This window comes from Actinotalea sp. JY-7885 (genome assembly GCF_014525465.1).
In the GTDB taxonomy this organism is placed as follows: domain Bacteria; phylum Actinomycetota; class Actinomycetes; order Actinomycetales; family Cellulomonadaceae; genus Actinotalea.
In genome coordinates this window covers 1-20,286 of the sequence record NZ_JACEXH010000043.1, presented here as the reverse complement: position 1 = coordinate 20,286, position 20,286 = coordinate 1, and the positions used below count along the sequence as shown (strand labels likewise).

The 20,286-nt window shown below is 74.2% G+C and carries 20 protein-coding genes; 2 read left to right on the top strand and 18 right to left on the bottom strand.

Annotated elements, in window-relative coordinates; translation table 11 throughout:
* Window positions 1-120 precede the first annotated feature (120 nt).
* Genes priA through IDM29_RS06055 form a run of 6 tightly spaced genes read right to left on the bottom strand, consistent with a single transcriptional unit; the run spans window position 121 to window position 4,409 of the window.
* Window positions 121-849 carry a bifunctional 1-(5-phosphoribosyl)-5-((5-phosphoribosylamino)methylideneamino)imidazole-4-carboxamide isomerase/phosphoribosylanthranilate isomerase PriA gene (gene priA, locus IDM29_RS06080; RefSeq protein ID WP_188037299.1) on the bottom strand — a complete coding sequence of 243 codons (729 nt, stop codon included), beginning with the start codon at window positions 847-849 and terminating at the stop codon, window positions 121-123.
* Window positions 850-857: 8 nt separating this feature from the next.
* On the bottom strand, window positions 858-1,499 hold the full coding sequence (gene hisH, locus IDM29_RS06075; protein WP_182113663.1) for an imidazole glycerol phosphate synthase subunit HisH: 642 nt from the start codon (window positions 1,497-1,499) through the stop codon (window positions 858-860).
* Window positions 1,500-1,552: 53 nt separating this feature from the next.
* A complete protein-coding gene (locus tag IDM29_RS06070) occupies window positions 1,553-1,999 on the bottom strand; it encodes a hypothetical protein (protein ID WP_182113662.1) in 447 nt (148 codons plus the stop codon).
* Window positions 1,996-2,631: an imidazoleglycerol-phosphate dehydratase HisB gene (hisB, locus tag IDM29_RS06065; RefSeq protein WP_182113661.1), complete on the bottom strand. Its 636-nt coding sequence runs from the start codon at window positions 2,629-2,631 to the stop codon at window positions 1,996-1,998. The genes IDM29_RS06070 and hisB overlap by 4 nt, the downstream gene beginning before the upstream one ends.
* Window positions 2,628-3,728 (bottom strand): histidinol-phosphate transaminase, encoded by a 1,101-nt coding sequence (locus tag IDM29_RS06060; RefSeq protein WP_255491830.1) that lies wholly within the window; start codon window positions 3,726-3,728, stop codon window positions 2,628-2,630. Before IDM29_RS06060 ends, hisB begins: the two co-directional genes overlap by 4 nt.
* 45 nt (window positions 3,729-3,773) lie before the next feature.
* Complete coding sequence (locus IDM29_RS06055; protein WP_182113659.1) at window positions 3,774-4,409, bottom strand: hypothetical protein; 636 nt, start codon at window positions 4,407-4,409, stop codon at window positions 3,774-3,776.
* A 193-nt stretch (window positions 4,410-4,602) separates the two neighbouring features.
* Between IDM29_RS06055 and IDM29_RS06050 the strand changes: the two genes are divergently transcribed.
* Window positions 4,603-6,786, top strand: a complete 2,184-nt coding sequence (locus tag IDM29_RS06050; RefSeq protein WP_255491829.1) for a RecQ family ATP-dependent DNA helicase — start codon at window positions 4,603-4,605, stop codon at window positions 6,784-6,786.
* 649 nt (window positions 6,787-7,435) lie between these two features.
* On the opposite strand, the gene hisD is transcribed toward IDM29_RS06050, so the two are convergent.
* On the bottom strand, window positions 7,436-8,785 hold the full coding sequence (gene hisD, locus IDM29_RS06045; protein WP_182113657.1) for a histidinol dehydrogenase: 1,350 nt from the start codon (window positions 8,783-8,785) through the stop codon (window positions 7,436-7,438).
* 106 nt (window positions 8,786-8,891) lie between these two features.
* Here hisD and IDM29_RS06040 point away from each other — a divergent pair, with 106 nt between their 5' ends.
* Window positions 8,892-9,125 carry an RNA-binding S4 domain-containing protein gene (locus tag IDM29_RS06040; protein ID WP_255491828.1) on the top strand — a complete coding sequence of 78 codons (234 nt, stop codon included), beginning with the start codon at window positions 8,892-8,894 and terminating at the stop codon, window positions 9,123-9,125.
* A gap of 89 nt (window positions 9,126-9,214) precedes the next feature.
* Here the strand turns inward: IDM29_RS06040 and IDM29_RS06035 are convergent, their stop codons facing one another.
* The 11 genes from IDM29_RS06035 to IDM29_RS05985 form a co-directional block, all read right to left on the bottom strand.
* Window positions 9,215-9,619, bottom strand: a complete 405-nt coding sequence (locus IDM29_RS06035; RefSeq protein ID WP_182113656.1) for a pyridoxamine 5'-phosphate oxidase family protein — start codon at window positions 9,617-9,619, stop codon at window positions 9,215-9,217.
* Between the two features lie 40 nt (window positions 9,620-9,659).
* A complete protein-coding gene (dnaE, locus tag IDM29_RS06030) occupies window positions 9,660-13,199 on the bottom strand; it encodes a DNA polymerase III subunit alpha (RefSeq protein WP_182113655.1) in 3,540 nt (1,179 codons plus the stop codon).
* 84 nt (window positions 13,200-13,283) lie between these two features.
* Complete coding sequence (locus IDM29_RS06025; protein WP_182113654.1) at window positions 13,284-14,225, bottom strand: RluA family pseudouridine synthase; 942 nt, start codon at window positions 14,223-14,225, stop codon at window positions 13,284-13,286.
* Complete coding sequence (gene lspA / locus IDM29_RS06020; RefSeq protein ID WP_309232680.1) at window positions 14,222-14,857, bottom strand: signal peptidase II; 636 nt, start codon at window positions 14,855-14,857, stop codon at window positions 14,222-14,224. The genes IDM29_RS06025 and lspA overlap by 4 nt, the downstream gene beginning before the upstream one ends.
* A 24-nt stretch (window positions 14,858-14,881) precedes the next feature.
* Window positions 14,882-15,352 (bottom strand): TraR/DksA family transcriptional regulator, encoded by a 471-nt coding sequence (locus IDM29_RS06015; RefSeq protein ID WP_370525847.1) that lies wholly within the window; start codon window positions 15,350-15,352, stop codon window positions 14,882-14,884.
* A 144-nt stretch (window positions 15,353-15,496) separates the two neighbouring features.
* Window positions 15,497-16,225 carry a DivIVA domain-containing protein gene (locus tag IDM29_RS06010; RefSeq protein ID WP_182113653.1) on the bottom strand — a complete coding sequence of 243 codons (729 nt, stop codon included), beginning with the start codon at window positions 16,223-16,225 and terminating at the stop codon, window positions 15,497-15,499.
* 119 nt (window positions 16,226-16,344) lie between these two features.
* Complete coding sequence (locus tag IDM29_RS06005) at window positions 16,345-16,632, bottom strand: YggT family protein (protein ID WP_182113652.1); 288 nt, start codon at window positions 16,630-16,632, stop codon at window positions 16,345-16,347.
* A 3-nt stretch (window positions 16,633-16,635) separates the two neighbouring features.
* Window positions 16,636-17,109: a cell division protein SepF gene (locus tag IDM29_RS06000; RefSeq protein ID WP_182114110.1), complete on the bottom strand. Its 474-nt coding sequence runs from the start codon at window positions 17,107-17,109 to the stop codon at window positions 16,636-16,638.
* A 146-nt stretch (window positions 17,110-17,255) separates the two neighbouring features.
* Window positions 17,256-18,056 (bottom strand): peptidoglycan editing factor PgeF, encoded by an 801-nt coding sequence (gene pgeF, locus IDM29_RS05995; RefSeq protein WP_188037298.1) that lies wholly within the window; start codon window positions 18,054-18,056, stop codon window positions 17,256-17,258.
* Window positions 18,053-19,396: a cell division protein FtsZ gene (gene ftsZ / locus IDM29_RS05990; RefSeq protein ID WP_188037297.1), complete on the bottom strand. Its 1,344-nt coding sequence runs from the start codon at window positions 19,394-19,396 to the stop codon at window positions 18,053-18,055. Before ftsZ ends, pgeF begins: the two co-directional genes overlap by 4 nt.
* A 136-nt stretch (window positions 19,397-19,532) precedes the next feature.
* A partial coding sequence (locus IDM29_RS05985) for a cell division protein FtsQ/DivIB (protein WP_188037296.1) occupies window positions 19,533-20,286 on the bottom strand: 754 nt, incomplete at its 5' end.

Below are 20,286 nucleotides of genomic sequence, written 5' to 3'. Positions count from 1 at the left end.
CGAGCGCGGCGTCGGCCCGTGCCCCGGGCTCGTGCCGCGCGAGCGCCGCGGCGAGCGCGGGGTCGGCCGAGCCGTCGTCGCCCGCGAACGGCGACGTGCCGGGCAGCGCGCGTCCGGCCACTACGGGCGTCCGGCGACGTCCAGCGCCTCGGGGAGCGTGAACGCGCCCGCGTACAGGGCCTTGCCCACGATCGCTCCCTCGACGCCCTCCCCCACGAGGCCTCGGAGCGCGACGAGGTCGGCGAGGCTCGAGATGCCGCCCGACGCGACCACCGGGGCGTCGGTACGGGCGCAGACCTCGCGCAGGAGCTCGACGTTCGGCCCGCGCAGGGTGCCGTCCTTGGTGACGTCCGTGACGACGTAGCGCGAGCACCCGGCAGCGTCCAGGCGGGCGAGCACCTCCCAGAGGTCGCCGCCCTCCCGCGTCCAGCCGCGCGCCGCCAGCGTGGTGCCGCGCACGTCCAGGCCGACCGCGATCGCGTCGCCATGACGGGCGATGACGTCCGCCGTCCACTCCGGGTTCTCCAGGGCCGCGGTGCCGAGGTTGACCCGGGTGCACCCGGTCGCCAGCGCCCGCTCGAGCGAGGCGTCGTCGCGGATGCCGCCCGACATCTCGACCTTCACGTCGAGCGCGCCGACGACCTCAGCGAGGAGGTCCGCGTTGGAGCCGCGGCCGAAGGCCGCGTCGAGGTCGACCAGGTGGATCCACTCGGCACCGCCGGCCTGCCAGTCGAGCGCGGCCTGCAGCGGGCTGCCGTACGAGGTCTCGGAGCCGGCCTCGCCCTGGACGAGGCGGACCGCCTGCCCGTCGGCGACGTCCACGGCGGGCAGGAGCTGGAGTCGTTCCATGCGGAGGCTCAGTGTCCCTTCAGGGCGGTGACCCAGTTCTCGAGGAGATGGGCGCCGGCGTCGCCGGACTTCTCGGGGTGGAACTGCGTGGCGGACAGCGGGCCGTTCTCGACGGCCGCGACGAACCGCTCGCCGTGCTCGGACCACGTCACGGTCGGTGGGGTGAGGCGGCCTCCGCCGAGCGGCGGCATCTCGCGCACCGCGTAGGAGTGCACGAAGTAGAACCGCTCGTCCTCGACGCCCGCGAACAGCCGGGTGCCGGGCTCGGGGTCGACCTCGGACCAGCCCATGTGCGGCACGACGGGCGCCTCGAGCTTCTCGACGACGCCGGGCCACTCCCCCAGGCCCTGCGTGCGCTCCCCGTGCTCGACGCCCTCGGTGAACATCACCTGCATGCCGACGCAGATCCCGAGCACGGGGCGCCCTCCGGCGAGGCGGCGGTCGATGATCTGGTCACCCCGCACGGCACGCAGGCCCTCCATCACGGCCGCGAAGGCACCGACACCCGGGACCACGAGGCCGTCCGCCTCCTGCGCCGCGACGGGATCCGCCGTCAGCTCGACGTCGGCGCCGACGCGCTCCAGCGCACGGGTCGCGGAGCGCACGTTGCCGAAGCCGTAGTCCAGCACGACGACGCGGGGGGTGCTCACGGGGACGATTCTACGGTCGGTCCGCGGTGCCAGCCGGACCGTCCACGGCTGGGTCAGCCCGCACGCCGCCCGGCGCGCGCGGCCCGGGCGAGGACGCGCGCGGCACGCAGCCGGGACATGCCGACCGACGTGACGGTCCCCGGCAGCTCCGACGCCGTCGCCTGCCCGAGGAGGAGCTGCTCGATCTCGGGCGGTGCCCCGTCGAGCAGGAGCCCGGGGGCGACCTCCTCCTCCTGCTTGCCCCCGCTCCACCGACCGGCGCGGAGCTGGCCGTCCCGCTGGACGATGAGCACCACGGGCGTGTTCTTCAGCAGCTGCGAGAGGACCTGGGCCACCAGCTCGGGGTCCCCCACGGCGGTCGAGCGGCACACGGCGACGGCGCCGATCGAGGTGGGCACGGCGTCGACCGGCACCTTGCTCATGGCGCACGCCGCCGCCAGGCCCTCCGGCATCGCGACCTGCGTCAGCACGACGGCGGCCGGCGCGAGCTCCGCGCTCACAGCGCACCCTTGGTCGAGGGCACGCCGTCGACCCGCGGGTCGCGCGCGACCGCGGAGCGCAGCGCACGCGCGAGGGCCTTGAACTGCGCCTCGACGATGTGGTGGGGGTCGCGGCCGGCGAGCACCCGCATGTGGATGCAGATGCCGGCGTGGTGCGCGATCGACTCGAGGACGTGCCGCGTGAGGGACCCCGTGAAGTGCCCGCCGATGAGGTGGTACTCCTGGCCCGCGGGCTCGCCCGTGTGCACGAGGTAGGGGCGCCCCGAGACGTCCACGACCGCCTGCGCGAGCGCCTCGTCGAGGGGCACCAGGGCGTCGCCGAAGCGACCGATGCCCGCCTTGTCGCCGAGCGCCTGGCGCAGCGCCTCGCCGATCGAGATGGCGACGTCCTCGACCGTGTGGTGCACGTCCACGTCGGTGTCGCCGCTGGCGCGCACGACGAGGTCGATCAGGGAGTGCTTGCCCAGTGCGGTGAGCATGTGGTCGTAGAACGGCACGGACGTCGAGATCTCCGTGCGTCCGGTGCCGTCGAGGTCCAGCTCCACCAGGACGCTCGACTCCGACGTCGTCCGCTCGACGCGTCCCGTCCGGCGGCCGCGCGTCGGCGCCGCCTCGCTCGCTGCTGCGGTCACAGTCCAGCCACCTCCACCAGGGCGTCCTTGAACGCCGTCATCTCCGCCGGGGTCCCGATCGAGACCCGCAGCCAGCCGTCCGGGCCCACCTCGCGGATGAGCACGCCGCGGTCGAGCAGACCCTGCCAGACCGCGTGCCGGTCGTCGAACGTGCCGAACAGCACGAAGTTGGCGTCGGTCGGCGCGACCTGCAGGCCCCGGGCCCGGAGCCAGTCCACCGTCTCGTCGCGCTCGGCCCGCAGGGAGCCGACCTGCGCCATGAGCTCGTCGGCGTGCGCGAGCGCCGCGCGGGCGACCGCCTGGGTGACGGCCGACAGGTGGTACGGCAGGCGCACCACGCGCAGCGCGTCGACGAGCGCGGGCGCCGCGGCGAGGTAGCCGACGCGGGCGCCCGCCAGACCGAAGGCCTTGGACATCGTCCGGCTCACCGCGAGCGCCGGGTGGTCGGCCAGGAGCTCGAGAGCGGACGGCGTCCCGTCGCGGCGGAACTCGCCGTAGGCCTCGTCGACGACGACGACGCAGCCGCCCGGGACGTCGTCGGCCGCCGCCAGCAGGGCCTGGACCTCGGCGCGGGTCAGCGCCGTGCCCGTGGGGTTGTTGGGGCTCGCGAGCAGGACGACGCTCGGCGCGTGCTCGGCGACCGCCGCGACGGCGCGGTCGAGGTCGAGCGTGAAGTCCTCGGCGCGGTGCGCCGTCACCCACCGGGTGGACGTGTCGCGCGCGTACTCGGGGTACATCGAGTACGTGGGGGCGAACGAGAGGGCCGTCCGGCCCGGCCCGCCGAACGCCTGGAGCAGGTGCAGCATGACCTCGTTCGAGCCGTTGGCGGCCCAGACGCCGTCGGGCGCCACCTCGACGCCCGACTCGCGCCGCAGGTACGCCGCCAGGTCCTGGCGCAGCGCCGGGAAGTCCCGGTCGGGGTACCGGTTCAGCCCGCGGGCGGCCTCACCGGCGGCCCGGGCGATGTCGGCCACGACGGCGTCCGACGGCGGGTACGGGTTCTCGTTGACGTTGAGCAGCACGGGCACGTCGAGCTGCGGGGCTCCGTAGGGCGCCAGGCCCCGGAGCTCCGGGCGCAGCGGCAGGCTCGGGGTCACGCGCCGATCGTAGCCAGCGCCGGGCACGGACCCCTGCCGCGCCCGTCAGGCGGCCGGCGCGAGGTCGAGGACCTGCCGCCCGTCCCGCTCCACGAAGCCGACCGCGCGCAGGTAGCGCGCGGACGACGTCATGCCCGGGGACGCGACGACGCGTCGCGTGCCCAGAGCCGCGAAGGGCCCGTCCGGGCGGAAGACGAACTCACCGGGCGTGAAGTCCCGGTAGGGCGGCAGGACGTAGTCGAGCAGGACCTCCTGCTCACCCGGCTGCTCCCCCGCACGTGCCAGCACGACGCCGACGACGGTGTCGCCGGTGCTGACCACGAAGGCGTGCTCGGCCTGCGACGCGGCGTCGTCCGGGAGCTCGGGGTTGAACGTCCGGATGTCGGCGGCGTGCCGGGCGAGCAGGTGGCGCAGGAACGGCTCGGCGACGCCCATCGGCACCGCGTCGTAGGTCAGCGGGTCGTGGCGTGCCCTGGTGGCGCGGACGACCACCGTGATGTTGATCACCGTGAGGACGACGTTCATCACCGCCATCGGCCACACCCCGAGAGCCGCGTTGTAGCCGATGAGCACGACGCACGAGATCGTGTTGAGGACCCGGAACCGCAGCACACGCGTCTGCAGCAGGGAGGCCACCAGCAGCGCGGAGCCCAGCCAGCCGATCACTTCGAGCACTGGCACGTACGCCTCCCGTCCGGCGCGGCCGCCGTCGGCCCGCCCTCGCACGGACGTCCTCGTCCGTGGGGCCGCGCAGGCGACCCGCGCGCGATCCTATGGCCGCGGCGGCGCGCGTCCCCGGGTCCTTCGGGCGCGGGCAGCCCGCCGGGCCTGGGGACGGCGGCGCCGTGTCGGACGTGCTGGGCACACTGGGGGCGTGCCTCACGCGACGAACTCCCCTGTCACCCCGGCCCCGACCCCGGTCGCGACCCCGGACGGCGACCTGCGCGCGCAGGCCGAGGCGGCGCTGCGCCGGCTGGTCGGCCGCGACGACGCGCGGCTGCGCGACGACCAGTGGGCGGCGATCGACGCGCTCGTCACCGACCGCCGGCGCGCGCTCGTCGTCCAGCGCACGGGCTGGGGCAAGTCGGCGGTGTACTTCGTCGCCACCGCCCTGCTCCGGGCCCGGGGCGCCGGACCGACAGTCATCGTCTCGCCGCTGCTCGCCCTGATGCGCAACCAGGTCGACGCGGCGCGCCGGGCGGGGATCCGGGCGGAGACGATCCACTCGGCCAACACCGACGAGTGGCAGGCGGTGCACGAGCGCGTGGCCGCCGGCGAGACCGACGTGCTCCTCGTCTCGCCCGAGCGGCTCAACAACCCGGGCTTCCGCGACGACGTCCTGCCGCGGCTGGCCGACGACGCCGGGCTGCTGGTCGTCGACGAGGCCCACTGCGTGTCCGACTGGGGCCACGACTTCCGCCCCGACTACCGGCGCATCCGCACGCTGCTCTCCGAGCTGCCCGCCGGCACGCCCGTGCTCGCGACGACGGCGACGGCGAACGAGCGGGTGACCCACGACGTCGCGGAGCAGCTCGCCGCCGGGCTGCGGGCCGACGACGGCGCGCAGGTCCTGGTCCTGCGCGGCTCGCTCGACCGCGAGAGCCTCGCGCTGGCGGTGCGCGAGCTGCCGGACCACGCGTCGCAGCTGGCCTGGCTGACCCAGAACCTGCCGCGGTTCGAGGGCTCCGGCATCGTCTACTGCCTCACGGTGGCGGCGGCCGAGCAGGTCGCCGCCCACCTGCGCGGGGCCGGGCTGCCCGTGCGGGCCTACACCGGGCAGACCGAGCCCGCCGAGCGCCTCGAGTGCGAGCAGGACCTCCTGGCGAACCGGGTCAAGGCGCTGGTCGCGACGTCGGCGCTGGGCATGGGCTTCGACAAGCCCGACCTCGCCTTCGTCGTTCACCTCGGGGCGCCGAGCTCCCCCATCGCGTACTACCAGCAGGTGGGTCGCGCCGGTCGTGCGACCTCGCGGGCGGACGTCGTGCTGCTGCCCGGGAGGGACGACCGCGCCATCTGGGACTGGTTCGCCTCGATGGCGTTCCCGCCCGAGCGTGAGGTGCGCGCCACGCTGGCGGCGCTCGAGCAGGACGGCGGGACGCTCTCGACCGCGGCGCTCGAGCCGCGGGTCAGCCTGCGGCGCGGTCGGCTCGAGACCATGCTCAAGGTGCTCGACGTCGACGGCGCCGTGCAGCGGGTGCGCGGCGGGTGGCGCTCGACGGGCGAGCCGTGGGCCTACGACGCCGAGCGGTACGCGCGCGTCGCGGCCACCCGGGACGCCGAGTCGCGCGCGATGCTCGAGTACGTCGCCACGACGGGCTGCCGGATGGCCTTCCTGCGCGCGGCCCTGGACGATGCCGACCTGACCCCCGGCTGGCAGTGCGGCCGCTGCGACCGGTGCACGGGCACGACGCAGGACGCGGCCCCGGACGCCGACGCGGTCGCCGCCGCGCGCGGCGCGCTGGCCGTGCCGGGCGTGGAGCTCTCGCCCCGGCGGCAGTGGCCGAGCGGGATGTCGGCGCTCGGCGTGCCCCTCAGCGGCAAGATCGCCGCCGGTGCGGCCGCCGAGGCCGGCCGGGCCGTCGCACGCCTGGACGCGCTCGGCGTCGGTGGCGTGCTGCGCGCCCTGTTCACGGGTGACGCCGCGCCCGACGGCCCGCTGCCCGTCGCGCTGCGCACCCCCGTGCTCGAGGTGCTCGACGCGTGGTCCCTGGGCCACGTGGACGGTGTGGTCGTGGTCCGCTCAGCGAGCCGGCCCCGGCTCGTCGAGCACCTCGCCGCCGGGGTGGCCCGCCACCTCGGGGTGCCGGTGGTCGGCGCCGTCGTCCCGGAGGACGGCCTGGTCTCGCGGCACGACGTCAACAGCGCCCAGCGGCTCGCCGACGTCGTCCGGCGCCTGCGCCTCGACCTCGGCGCCGCGGCGCGCGACGGGCTCCCCGGACGAACCGTGGTGCTCGTGGACGACCGGTACGACACGGGTTGGACCGCGACCGTCGCCGCCCGCCTGCTGCGCGAGGCCGGCGCCGCCGCGGTCCACCCCTTCGCCCTCGCGCAGGGCTGAGCCCTGCCGCACCGCCGGCGCCCGCGCCCGGTCGGTGGAGCCGGACACCGTACCAGCACGGAGCGTGGTGCCGTCGCGCGGAGCGACGTGGCACGAGTGCGGAGCGACCCGACGTCGTGCGGACATGTCAGCTCACCGGCGCGGAGCGTGGTGCCATCGCGCGGAGCGATGTGGCACGAATGCGGAGCGACCCGACGTCGTGCGGACATGTCAGCTCACCGGCGCGGAGCGTGGTGCCGTCGCGCGGAGCGATGTGGCACGAGTGCGGAGCGACGTGCCGTGGCGCGGAGCGTCGTGCCGCCAGCGCGGAGCGACGTGGTGCGACACGCCGGCGTGTCGTGCCACGACGCTCCGCGTGGGATGGGGGCGCGCGGCGCAGGGAGGGAACGCGAGTGGCCTGGCGTGCTACGGAGCGGCGTGCTTCGGAGCGGCGTGCGACCGGCGCGGAGCGACGTGGGGTCTTGCGGAGCGATGTGCCCCGAGCGCGGAGGGTTGTGGTGCGACGCGCCGGGCGTGTCGTGGCACGACGCTCCGCGGTGGGGCGGGAGTGCGCGCGTCGGCAGGGCGGCCCGAGCGGCCGCAGGGAGGGAGCGCGAGGGCCGGACGGGAGGACGGCGCGCCCGGTGGGTCAGGGGGTGGAGCCGGTGGGTCAGGGGGTGGAGCGGGGCGGTGTCTCGGCGAAGCGCGTCTGGACCGCCTCGCCGTGGGCCGGGAGATCCTCGTCGCCGGCGAGGGCGACGATGCGGTCCGCCACCTCCGCGAGCGCGTCCCGGCCGTACTCCACGACCTGGACCGGGCGCAGGAAGCTGTGGACGCCGAGCCCGCTCGCGTAGTGCGCGCAGCCGCCGGTGGGGAGCACGTGGTTCGACCCGGCCATGTAGTCGCCCAGGGACACGGGCGAGTACGGGCCGACGAAGATCGCACCCGCGCTGGTCACGCGCTCCGCGACCTGCGCCGCGTCCGCGGTCTGGATCTCGAGGTGCTCGGCGCCGTAGGCGTTGACCACGGCCAGGCCCTGCTCGAGGTCGTCGACCAGCACCACGGCCGACTGAGGGCCCCGCAGCGCCGTCGCGACACGCTCGCTGTGCCGAGTGGCACCGACCACGGAAGGCAGGAGCTCCTCGACGGCGTCGGCGAGCGCCACGGAGTCGGTCACGAGGACCGACGCCGACGTCGGGCCGTGCTCGGCCTGGGAGACCAGGTCCGCCGCCACGTGAGCCGGGTCCGCCGTGCGGTCCGCGAGGACCGCGATCTCGGTGGGGCCGGCCTCGGAGTCGATCCCGACGACGCCGCGGACGAGGCGCTTCGCGGCGGTGACGTACTGGTTCCCCGGGCCCGTGACGACGTCGACGGGCTCACAGAGGACGGCGCCGTCGCGCTCGTCCTCGCCGTCCGCCCCGTACGCGAGCATCCCGACGGCCTGCGCGCCGCCGACGGCGTAGACCTCGCTCACGCCGAGCAGCGCGCAGGCGGCCAGGATCGTGGGGTGCGGGAGACCGCCGTTCTCCTTCTGCGGCGGGCTGGTCACCGCGAGCGACGCCACCCCCGCCTCCTGCGCCGGCACCACGTTCATGACGACCGACGAGGGGTACACGGCGAGCCCGCCGGGCACGTAGAGGCCCACCCGGCGCACGGGCAGCCACCGCTGGCGCACCTGGGCGCCCGGACCGAGGTCGACGCTCGACGGCGCCGGGACCTGCGCCGCGTGCACCGTGCGGACCCGCCGGATCGCCTCCTCCAGCGCGGCGCGCACGTCCGCGGGCAGCTCGGCGAGCGCCGCGCTCAGCGCCTCGGCGGGCACCCGCAGGTGCTCGGGGCGGACGCCGTCGAAGCGCTCGGCCAGGTCGCGGAGGGCGGCGGCCCCGCGCGCCCGGACGTCGTCGAGGATCGGCGCGACGCGCTCGGCGGCTCCGGCGACGTCGAGCTCGGGCCGCGGCAGCGTCGCGGTCAGCTCGCGAGGGGTCAGGGTGCGACCACGCAGGTCGATGCGGGAGATCACGTCGTGAGTCTAGGTCGGCGGCGATCCGCGCCGGAATCGCGACCGGGCGGCGACGGCAGTCCCACCGCCGGGGACGCCGGCCGGCCGCGACTGGCAGACTCGGGGGGTGGCTCCCCAGGACGTGCAGGACGTACCGGTCGACGAGGCCGGCATCCGCCTCGGTCAGTTCCTCAAGCTCGCGGGCATCGCCGAGTCCGGCGCGCACGCGCGGGCCCTCCTGGAGGAGGGCGAGGTCCGGGTCGACGGCGAGCTCGAGCAGCGACGAGGCCGCCAGCTCGCCACGGGCGCCGTCGTGGTGGTGTCGCTGCCCGACGGCGAGCACGCCTTCCGCGTCGCCTGACGCGCCCGGCACAGGACCGCTCGCCGCAGCGGTCGACCGGGCGGTCGACCGGGGCTGCGGCCACCACGGGGGCCGCAGCCTCGCGCGCGTCAGCGGGTCATGTAGTCGGACCCGAGGACGCGGTCGGCCGTGATGCGCAGCACGACCCGCTGCGGGTCGTGCTCGAGCCGGCGGTAGCGGCGCGCGTACCGCCGCACGGCCTCCTCCACCTCCGCCGGGTCCTCCTCGACCGTCGCGAGGCCCTCGAAGGTCAGCCAGCGGCCACCGTCGACCTGGCAGACCGCGACCCGCGCACCGCCCGCCTCCTGGGCGTTGCGGACGTGGCGCACCTTGGCCGAGGTCACGCGCGTGGTGATGCGCAGGACCCCCAGCGACGGGTCCCACGTGAACCCGACCGGCACGACGTGCGGCGTGCCGTTCGGGCGCAGGGTCGTCAGGGTCGCCAGGTGCCGCTCCGTCACGAAGACGTGCTGCTCGGGGGTCAGGTGGATCACCGGGCGAGTCTAGGTCCGCCCCCGCAGGCCGGCCCGGCCGTCACCCCGTCAGGCAGCCGGGGCCCAGCAGCACCTTGAGGTCCGCGAAGAGCGCCGGCGAGCGGTCGATCCGCAGGCTCTCCTCGAGCCGCATCACGGTGGCGCGTCCGGGCTGCGTGAGCTTGAGGTGCACCTCGGTGACGCCCGGGTGGGTCGTCAGCACCTCGCGCAGCCGCTCCACGACGGGCGGCGTGCACCGCGAGACCGGCAACGTGATCATCACCGGCTTGCTCTCGACGGCGGAGACGTCGGGCAGCCACACCTCGACGGCCTGGAGCTGCATCGTCTCGTCCCGGCGGCGCACGCGGCCGCGGACCGTGATGATCGCGTCCTCCGCGAGCACGGTCGAGTAGGCGAGGTACGTCTCACCGAAGAACATGATCTCGACCGAGCCGTCGATGTCCTCCAGCGTCACCGCCGCCCACGGGTTGCCGTTCTTCGACATCTTCCGCTGGAGCGACGTGACGAGACCGCACACCGTGACCATCGAGCCGTCCGCCCGCGCGTCGTCGGCGTTCAGCGCCGTGATCGAGCAGTCCGCCGCGGCGGCGAGCACGTGCTCCAGGCCGGCGAGCGGGTGGTCCGAGACGTACAGCCCGAGCATCTCGCGCTCGAAGGCGAGCCGCTGCTTCTTGTCCCAGTCCGGCACGTCCGGGACGTCGACCGTGAAGGTGAGCCCCGCGTCGTCGTCGTCACCGCCGAAGCCCGCGAACAGGTCGAACTGGCCCTCGGCCTCCTTGCGCTTGACCCCGACGACGGCGTCGACCGCCTGCTCGTGGACCAGCAGCAGCGCCCGGCGGCTCGGCGCGAGCGAGTCGAACGCGCCCGCCTTGATGAGCGACTCGATCGTCCGCTTGTTGCAGACCACGGCCGGGACCTTGTCGAGGAAGTCGGTGAACGACGTGAAGTCGCCCTTCGCCTCGCGCGTCGCGACGATCGCGTCGACGACGTTGGCGCCCACGTTGCGCACCGCGGTGAGGCCGAAGCGGATGTCGGTGCCGACGGCCGTGAAGTTCGCCGACGAGGAGTTCACGTCCGGCGGCAGCACGGTGATGCCCATGTGGCGGCACTCGCCCAGGTAGAGGGCGGACTTGTCCTTGTCGTCGCGCACGCTCGTCAGCAGCGCGGCCATGTACTCCGTCGGGTAGTTCGCCTTGAGGTAGGCGGTCCAGTACGACACGACGCCGTACGCGGCGGAGTGCGCCTTGTTGAAGGCGTAGTCGGAGAAGGGCAGCAGGATGTCCCACAGCGTCTTCACGGCGTCCATCGAGTAGCCGCGCTCCTGCATGCCCGCGGAGAAGCCGGCGAACTGCTTGTCCAGCTCCGCCTTCTTCTTCTTGCCCATCGCGCGCCGCAGGATGTCGGCCTGGCCGAGGCTGTAGCCGGCGACCTTCTGCGCGATCGCCATCACCTGCTCCTGGTAGACGATCAGGCCGTACGTCTGCCCCAGGATCTCCGCGAGCGGCTCGGCCAGCTCGGGGTGGATCGGCACCACGGGCTGCACGCCGTTCTTGCGCAGCGCGTAGTTGGTGTGCGAGTTCGCGCCCATCGGACCCGGCCGGTAGAGCGCGCCGACGGCGGAGATGTCCTCGAAGTTGTCGGGTCGCATCAGGCGCAGCAGCGTGCGCATGCCCCCGCCGTCGAGCTGGAACACCCCGAGCGTGTCGCCGCGACCGAGCAGCTCGAACGTCGCCGGGTCGTCGAGGGTGAGGTCCTCCAGGACCACCGGGTCCTTGCCGTTCAGCTCGATGTTCTGCAGGGCGTCGTCGAGGATCGTGAGGTTGCGCAGCCCCAGGAAGTCCATCTTGATCAGGCCGAGGCCCTCGCAGGTCGGGTAGTCGAACTGCGTGATGACCGCGCCGTCCTGCGGGCGACGCATGATGGGGATGATGTCGATGAGCGGCTCGCTCGACATGATGACGCCTGCCGCGTGCACGCCCCACTGCCGCTTGAGGCCCTCGATGCCCTTCGCGAGCTCGACGACGCGCTGGGCGTCCGGGTCGGCCGCGTGGACCTGACGGAACTCCTCGGCCTCGTTGTACCGCTTGTCGGCGGGGTCGAAGATCCCGGTGAGGCTGATGTCCTTGCCCATGATCGCGGGCGGCATCGCCTTGGTGAGCTTCTCCCCCATCGCGAAGGGGAGGCCGAGGAGGCGCGAGGAGTCCTTGAGGGCCTGCTTGGCCTTGATGGTGCCGTAGGTGACGATCTGGGCGACGCGGTCCTCGCCGTACTTCTCGGTGACGTAGCGGATCACCTCACCGCGCCGGCGCTCGTCGAAGTCGACGTCGAAGTCGGGCATCGAGACGCGGTCGGGGTTGAGGAAGCGCTCGAAGATGAGCCCGTGCTGGAGCGGGTCGAGGTCCGTGATGCGCATCGCGTACGCGGCCATCGAGCCCGCGCCCGAGCCGCGGCCCGGGCCCACGCGGATCCCGTTGTCCTTGGCCCAGTTGATGAAGTCGGCGACCACGAGGAAGTACCCCGGGAACCCCATCGAGGTGATGACCTCGGTCTCGAACTCGGCCTGGCGCCGCACGTCGTCCGGGATGCCGCCCGGGTAGCGCACGTGCAGCCCGCGCTCGACCTCCTTGATGAACCACGAGGTCTCGTCCTCACCGGGCGGGCACGGGTAGTTCGGCATGTAGTTCGCCGACGTGTTGAACGAGACCTCGCACTGCTCGGCGAGCAGGAGCGTGTTGTCGCAGGCCTCCGGCAGCTCCGCCCAGATGCGCCGCATCTCCTCGGCGGACTTGACGTAGTACCCGTCGCCGTCGAACTTGAACCGGTCCGGGTCCGCGAGCGTCGAGCCGGAGTTGATCGCCAGCAGGGCCTCCTGGAAGGAGGCGTCCTCGCGCCGCGTGTAGTGCAGGTCGTTCGTGGCCAGGAGCGGCGCGCCGATCTCCTGGGCGATCCGCAGGAGGTCCTTCTGCACGCGCGTCTCGATGTCGAGCCCGTGGTCCATGAGCTCGACGTAGAAGTGCTCCTTGCCGAAGATGTCCTGCAGCTCGCCCGCGGCCCGCAGCGCCTCGTCGTAGTGCCCCAGGCGCAGGCGGGTCTGGATCTCGCCCGACGGGCAGCCGGACGACGCGACGAGCCCGGACGCGTAGGTCGAGAGCAGCTCGCGGTCCATGCGCGGCCACTTGCCCATCTGGCCGTCGAGCGACGCGAGCGAGCTCGCGCGGAAGAGGTTGTGCAGGCCCTCGTTGTTGCGCGCCCACATGGTCAGGTGCGTGTACGCGCCGCTGGCCGAGACGTCGTCGTCCTTCTGGTGGGCCTCGCCCCACTTCACGCGCGTCTTGTCGAACCGGCTCGTCCCCGGGGTCACGTACGCCTCGACGCCGATGATCGGCTTGATCCCGGCCCGGGTGGCCTTGCTCCAGAAGTCGAACGCCCCGAACAGGTACCCGTGGTCCGTGGTGGCGATCGCGGTCTGGCCCTGCCGCGCGACCTCGGCGAAGAGCTCGTCGAGCTTGGCGGCGCCGTCGAGCATCGAGTACTCGGTGTGGACGTGCAGGTGGACGAAGTCAGAACCTGCGGCAGCCATGGCGCGATTCTAGGCGGCCCCACCGACACCGCGGACGACCCGCCACTGCGGTCGAGGTCGCGTCGGCGCGCCGCGCGCGCGACGTCAGTCGGTCGCGCGCAGCGCGTCCCACGCCGAGCGCAGGTCGTCCGGGTAGTCGCTCGTCACCTGGGTCCAGGCCCCCGTCGCCGGGTGGTGGAACCCGAGGCGCATCGCGTGCAGCCACTGCCGGGTCAGGCCGAGGCGCTGCGCCAGCGCCGGGTCCGCGCCGTACGTGACGTCGCCGACGCACGGGTGGCGCAACGCGGCCATGTGGACCCGGATCTGGTGGGTCCGCCCGGTCTCCAGGTGCACCTCGACCAGCGACGCGGCAGGCACCATCTCGAGCACCTCGTAGTGCGTCACCGAGGGCTTGCCCGAGGCCGTGACGGCGAACTTCCAGTCCGACGTCGGGTGGCGGCCGATGGGTGCGTCGATCGTCCCGGTCGTCGGCTCGGGGTGGCCCTGCACGACGGCGTGGTACACCTTCTCGACCGTGCGCTCCTTGAACGCCCGCTTGAGCACGGTGTAGGCGCGCTCGCTCTTGGCGACGACCATGAGGCCGGACGTGCCGACGTCGAGCCGGTGCACGATGCCCTGCCGCTCGGCCGCGCCCGACGTCGAGATCCGGTAGCCCGCCGCGGCGAGCGCCCCGACGACGGTCGGGCCGGTCCACCCCGGCGACGCGTGCGCGGCGACGCCGACGGGCTTGTCGACCACGACGACGTCGTCGTCGTCCAGCAGGATGCGCATGCCCGGCACGGGCTCCGCAGCCGCGGCGGCCGCGGCGGCCACGGGGCCGTCGAGCGCCTCGACGTCGACCTCGAGCCAGGCCGACGCGACGAGCCGGTCGGACTTGCCCACCGGGCGACCGTCGAGCGTCACCGCCCCCGCGGCGGCGAGCTCCGCGGCGCGCGTGCGGGACACCCCCAGGAGGCGCGACAGGCCGGCGTCCACCCGCTCGCCCGCGAGCCCGTCGGGTACCGGGAGGGAGCGCAGGCCGCTCACTCGCCGACCGCCCCGGGCCGCGCCACGGGCATCCCGCCGTCCCCGTGCGCGTCCCGCTCGCGCGTCCCGTCGTCGACGGGAGCGCCGGCGTCCGTCCCGCCGTCGGCGGGCGCCTTGCCGGACGCCTCGTCCGTCGCTGCGCCCGGCGCGTGGTCCGCGTCGCGCGTGCCGTCGACCCGGATGCCGCGGAAGCTCAGCAGCACGATGAGCCCGGCGGCCGCCACGATGGCGATGTCCGCGACGTTGCCGACGAACCAGTCGCCGTACGCGATGAAGTCGACGACGTGGCCGCGACCCACGCCGGGCGGGCGCACCATGCGGTCGACCAGGTTGCCCACGGCGCCCCCGAGGAGCAGGCCGAGCGCGACGGTCCAGCCGCGCGAGCCCAGGCGGCTCGCGACGCGCAGGATCACGACGGCGACCGCGACAGCGGCGACCGTCAGGGCCCACGTCATGCCGTCGGCGAGGCCGAGGGCCGCACCGGGGTTGTGCAGGAGGGTCAGTCCGAGCAGGTCCCCGAGGACGGGCGTGCGCTCACCCTCGGTGAAGGTCTCCAGAGCCCAGGCCTTGGAGGCCTGGTCGATCGCGAGGACGGCCACGGCGAGGAGCAGGAGCCGGACAACAGGGCGCACACGCGCCGGGCGGGACGCCACGATTCAGCGACGCTCCTGGCGGGCCTTGCAGGTCACGCAGAGCGTCGCGCGCGGGAAGGCCTGGAGCCGCGCCTTGCCGACCGCCTGACCGCAGGACTCGCAGGTCCCGAAGCCGGGCTCGCCCACCCGCGCGAGCGCGTGGGCGTTCTGCTCGAGCAGGTCGCGCGTGTTCAGGACGAGCGTGAGCTCCTGCTCGCGCTCGAGCGCGCTCGAGCCGGAGTCGGCCTGGTCGTCCCCCGCCCCGTCGCCGGAGTTGCGCAGCAGGGACGAGAGCTCGGCATCGGCGGTCGTGAGCTCGACCCGCAGCCGCGCCATCTCGATCGTCAGCTCCTGCGCGATCTGCTCGACCTCCGCCAGCGTCCAGGGCTCCTCGCCGTCCCGCACCGGGAAGGTCGAAACCAGGCTCGCCAGGTTCGGCATGTCGTGCGGCGGCGGGTTCCCGACGGTGGGGCCGACCGTGTCGTCGATGGCCATGGCACTCCCTTGCAGAAGGTCACGCGAGAGTAGACCTCCCACGGGTGACGCACAACGCACCACACCAGACGAGCCGGTGTGGTGCGTCGTGACGTCGGTCATACGGGTGCGGGCCCGACCGGACCCGCGGGCGACCCTTCGCGGTCAGCCGTTGAACTGCAGACCCTGCTCGTTCCCGCCGCGCGGCGCGACGGACGTGCCTCGCGCGTCGAGGTCGCCCAGCAGGTTCTCGAGGTAGCTCTTGAGGCGCGTGCGGTAGTCCCGCTCGAACACCCGGAGCTCGTCGATCTTGCGCTCGAGGAGGCTGCGCTCCTGCTCGAGCTGCGACAGCGTGCGCGCCGACGTCTCCTCGGCCTCCCGCACGATGCGCGTGGCCTGCGACTTGGCGTCGGCGACGATCCGGTCGCCCTCCTCCTGGCCGGAGCGCACGTAGTCGTCGTGCAGCTTCTGCGCGAGCTGCAGCATGCCGGTCGCGGACTCGGGCTCGGAGAGCCGCTGCGACGCGGTCGGGGCCTGGGCGGTGACGCGCTCCTGGGCGACGGGCGCCGCCACGACCGGCGCGGGGGCCGGCTCCGGCTCGGGCTCCGGCTCGGGGGCGGGCGCCGGCGCCGGTGCGGGCGCGGGCTCCGGACGGTCCTGCGGCTGCGCGAACGGCGACGAGGTGCCGCCACCGTTGTTCCGGCTCAGCTCGGCGACGCGGCGCTCGGCCGCGGCGAGCTTCGCCTTGAGCTCCTCGTTCTCGGCAGAGACCGCGCGCAGGGTGTTCACGACCTCGTCCAGGAAGTCGTCGACCTCGTCCTGGTCGTAGCCCTCCCGGAACTTGGTCGCCTGGAACTTCTTGTTCAGGACGTCATCTGCCGTGAGCAGAGCCATGGGTTCACCTCGTAGATCGTGCTGGTCGGGCCCGGGGCAGTCCGCCGACCGCCTGCGGATCACCGTAGCGGACAACAGACCGCCCGCACGGCGGCGGACGGGGTACAGCGGCGTGCGTCTTACAACGATGCGAGGACGCGGAGCAGGATCCAGCACACGATCACGACGATCGTGAAGGCCAGGTCGAGACGGATCTGTCCGATGGTCAGAGGCGGGACGACCCGCCGCACCGCGCGCAGTGGCGGGTCGGTGGCCGTGTAGACCACCTCCGCCACGACGAGCATCGCGCCGCGGGGGCGCCAGTCGCGCGCGAAGATCTGGACCCAGTCGAGCACCAGGCGCGCGAACAGCAGGATCAGGTAGACGAGAACGACCAGGTACAGGACGTCCCAGACGATGCCGAGCACGTCTCAGCTCTGGTTGTAGAAGCCGGCGCGCTGCTCGCCGCTGCCGGCCTGCTCCTCGCCCGTGACCTCGACGTGCTCCGGGGAGAGCAGGAACACCTTGCTCGTGACGCGCTCGATCGCGCCGTGAAGGCCGAAGATCAGCCCCGCGGAGAAGTCGACGAGCCGCTTCGCGTCGGCGTCCGTCATCTCCGAGAGGTTCATGATCACCGGCGTGCCCGACCGGAAGGCCTCGCCGATGACGCGCGCGTCGTTGTAGGAGCGCGGGTGCACCGTGGTGATGCGGCGCAGCTCGGGCGCGGGCGCGTGGTCGTACGTCTCGTGCTGACGCGTCGGGTGCAACGGGGTCACCTCGGCCTCGTACTCGTGCGTCGGGGCGTACTCGTGGTCGTACTCGTCGACGTAGTCGTCGGCGTCCCGGCGGCCGTCGTCCTCGGCCAGGCCCAGGTACAGCATCGTCTTGCGCAGCGCTCCGGCCACAACGGCCTCCATCCCGAGTCACGGTCCCGTGTGGACCGCCGCCCGAGGGGCGTCGATCCGGTCCTGACCACGCTAACGCGCAGGTCGGCGCCACCCCCGGGCGACACGCCAGGCCGCGCCGGTTGTGTCGCGTCGGGTGCCGCGGGTCACGAGGGCGCGCCCGCCCGGTGGGCTGCGGCGTCGGCGGGCGGGTCGGGCAGGAGCCGCACGACCGCCCCGAACCGGCCCGCGGGACGCGCCGACGTCGGGTGGCCCGACGCGCTCGACGCGCGGTGGGAGAACCAGCGCGCGTCCTCGACCGTGCAGGCGGCGACGTCCCCGACCCGCCCCACGCCGGCGTCCAGCAGCCGGCCGCGGACGCCGGCGGGCAGGTCGAGCGCGGGCGTCCCCCAGGACGTCGTCGACGCCGTGCCGCGCACCGCCCGCGCGACGTCCTCGCGCATGTCCTCGGGCACCTCGTAGCACCGGCCGCACACCGCCGGCCCGATGACGGCGCGCACGTCGCCCACCCGGGCGCCCAGCGCGACCATGCGGTCGACGGCGGCCTCCAGGACGCCCGCGACCAGGCCGCGGCGGCCCGCGTGCACCGCGGCCACCACCCGCCGCCCCGGATCGGCCAGCAGGACCGGGACGCAGTCCGCGACGAGGACGCCGACGGCGACGTCGGACCGGTTCGTGACGAGCGCGTCCCCCTCGGGCAGCTCGGCGTGGTCGAGCGCGCCCAGGCGGGGGTCCGCGTCGCGCACGCCCGCGCCGTGGACCTGGCGGACGAGCGCCAGGGGCGCCCCGAGACGTCCGGCGAGCGCCCGCCGGTGCTCCGCGGCGAGGACACCGTCGCCCACGACCCCGCTGAGGTTGGCGTCCGCGCCGGTGAAGCCGCCGCGGACACCCCGGCCGAGTTCGACCTCGAGCCAGTCCGCGGCGGCCGCCGTCACGCCACCGGTCACGGGTTCTTCAGGAAGTCCGGCAGGTCGAGGTCGTCGTTGCCGCCGCGCCGGACCGGCCGCTCGTCGAGCACCGGGGGCACGTCCACCGCGGGCGCGGGGTCGCGGTCGTCGGCGAGGAACGACGGCGCGGCCTCGCCCGCACGGTCCCCGGCCTCGTTGAGCCGCGCGCCGTTGTGCCCGACGGGCTGGTACACCGGCTGCGCGTGCTGCCCGCGCTGGTCCGGGCGCTCCGGTCCGTCCGACGACGGCCCGTTGCCGAAGGCCCGCCACGGCTCGGCCGCGGCAGCCGGGAGGTCCGTCATCGCCGGGCGCGGCTCCGCCACCGGCAGGCTCGGCGCGCGCGGCGCGCTGCTCACCTGGCCGAGCGCGCGGCTGTCGCGGCGCACCGTGGGGCTGCCGCTGTCGAAGCCGGCCGCGATCACCGTCACGCGGACCTCGTCGCCGAGGGCGTCGTCGATGACGGCGCCGAAGATGATGTTCGCCTCCGGGTGCGCCGCCTCCTGCACCAGGCGCGCAGCCTCGTTGATCTCGAACAGGCCGAGGTCCGAGCCACCCTGGATGGAGAGCAGCACGCCGTGCGCCCCGTCGATGCTCGCCTCGAGCAGCGGCGAGGAGATCGCGAGCTCGGCGGCCTGCACCGCGCGGTCGTCCCCTCGGGCCGAGCCGATGCCCATGAGCGCCGAGCCGGCCCCCTGCATGACGCTCTTGACGTCGGCGAAGTCGAGGTTGATCAGGCCGGGCGTCGTGATGAGGTCCGTGATGCCCTGGACGCCGGACAGCAGCACCTGGTCGGCCGAGTGGAACGCGTCGAGCACGGAGACCGAGCGGTCGGAGATCGACAGCAGACGGTCGTTCGGGATCACGATGAGCGTGTCGACCTCGGCGCGCAGCGCGTCGATGCCCGTCTCGGCCTGCACCGAGCGGCGCCGGCCCTCGAACGTGAAGGGGCGGGTCACGACGCCGATGGTCAGCGCGCCGAGCGAGCGCGCGATGCGCGCCACGACGGGTGCACCGCCCGTGCCCGTGCCGCCGCCCTCGCCCGCGGTGACGAAGACCATGTCCGCCCCGCGCAGGACGTCCTCGATCTCCTCCGCGTGGTCCTCGGCGGCCTTCTTGCCGACCTCGGGGTCCGCGCCGGCGCCGAGGCCGCGCGTGAGCTCCCGGCCGACGTCGAGCTTGACGTCCGCGTCGGACATCAGGAGCGCCTGCGCGTCCGTGTTGATCGCGATGAACTCGACGCCCTTGAGGCCGACCTCGATCATCCGGTTGACGGCGTTGACGCCACCGCCCCCGATGCCCACCACCTTGATGACCGCCAGGTAGTTCTGCGGAGCTGCCACGTCGGTGCCTCTCGTCCTGCGTACGGGTCAAACCTTCACTCTGAGGTAGAAGGTTAGAGTTATGTCAGATGCTGTCGGTTGCGACGCTAGGTCGCCCGGCGGCCCCGGGCAACGACCTGGCGCGCGTGTCGCCGGATCAGGACCGCGTGATGGGCAGCTCGGGCGCCGAGACGTCGAAGTGGCTGGCCGAGCGGCTCGGCTCGGCCGTGCGCAGGGTTTGCAGCACGCGGGCCTTGAGCGCCGTGCGGTCGGCGCTCCCCCACGCCACCGCCGCGCCGTCGCGCAGGGTGAACCGCACCGTGTCCTGGCTGTCGGCCTCGACCGTGGCGATCTCGGCGGCCAGCTCGGGCGGCAGCTGCTGCAGCACCGTGAGCACTGCCGTGAGCGCGCGCGCACCCGGGTCGTCCAGCGGGACCTGGACCACCGGCAGCCCGTCGGGCGCGGCGTCGGAGCGGCCCACCTGGACCCCCTCGACATCGAGCAGGGCGACGCCGCCCTCGGCCTGCGGGACGGCGACCACCGGCTCGCGCGACACGACGGTGACGAGAAGCCCGTGGGGCCACTCCCGGGTCACCTCCGCCGCCCGCACACCGGGCACGTCCAGGATCTCCCGGCGCAGCGCCACCGTGTCCAGGCGCGGCAGGGGCGTCCCGTCATGCGGCTCGACGACCGCGGCGACCGCCGACGCGTCGACGACGGTGCCCTGCCCCTCGACCCGGACCTGCCCGAGGTCGAGCGCGAGGACCGGCGAGACGAGCAGGAGCCACGCGAGGCCCGCCAGCACCGCGACGGAGCCGGCCACCAGGGCGATGCGCCGGCGTGCCACGTGGCGGCGCACCGCCGCGCGCTCGGCCAGCCGGCCCGCGGCGTCCGACACGACGGCCGGCCGG

Excerpts from the sequence above, each read along its gene's own strand:
- priA (WP_188037299.1), bottom strand. The coding sequence starts at position 849 with ATGGAACGACTCCAGCTCCTGCCCGCCGTGGACGTCGCCGACGGGCAG.
- dnaE (WP_182113655.1), bottom strand. The coding sequence starts at position 13,199 with ATGGCTGCCGCAGGTTCTGACTTCGTCCACCTGCACGTCCACACCGAG.
- IDM29_RS06015 (WP_370525847.1), bottom strand. The coding sequence starts at position 15,352 with ATGGCCATCGACGACACGGTCGGCCCCACCGTCGGGAACCCGCCGCCG.
- IDM29_RS06010 (WP_182113653.1), bottom strand. The coding sequence starts at position 16,225 with ATGGCTCTGCTCACGGCAGATGACGTCCTGAACAAGAAGTTCCAGGCG.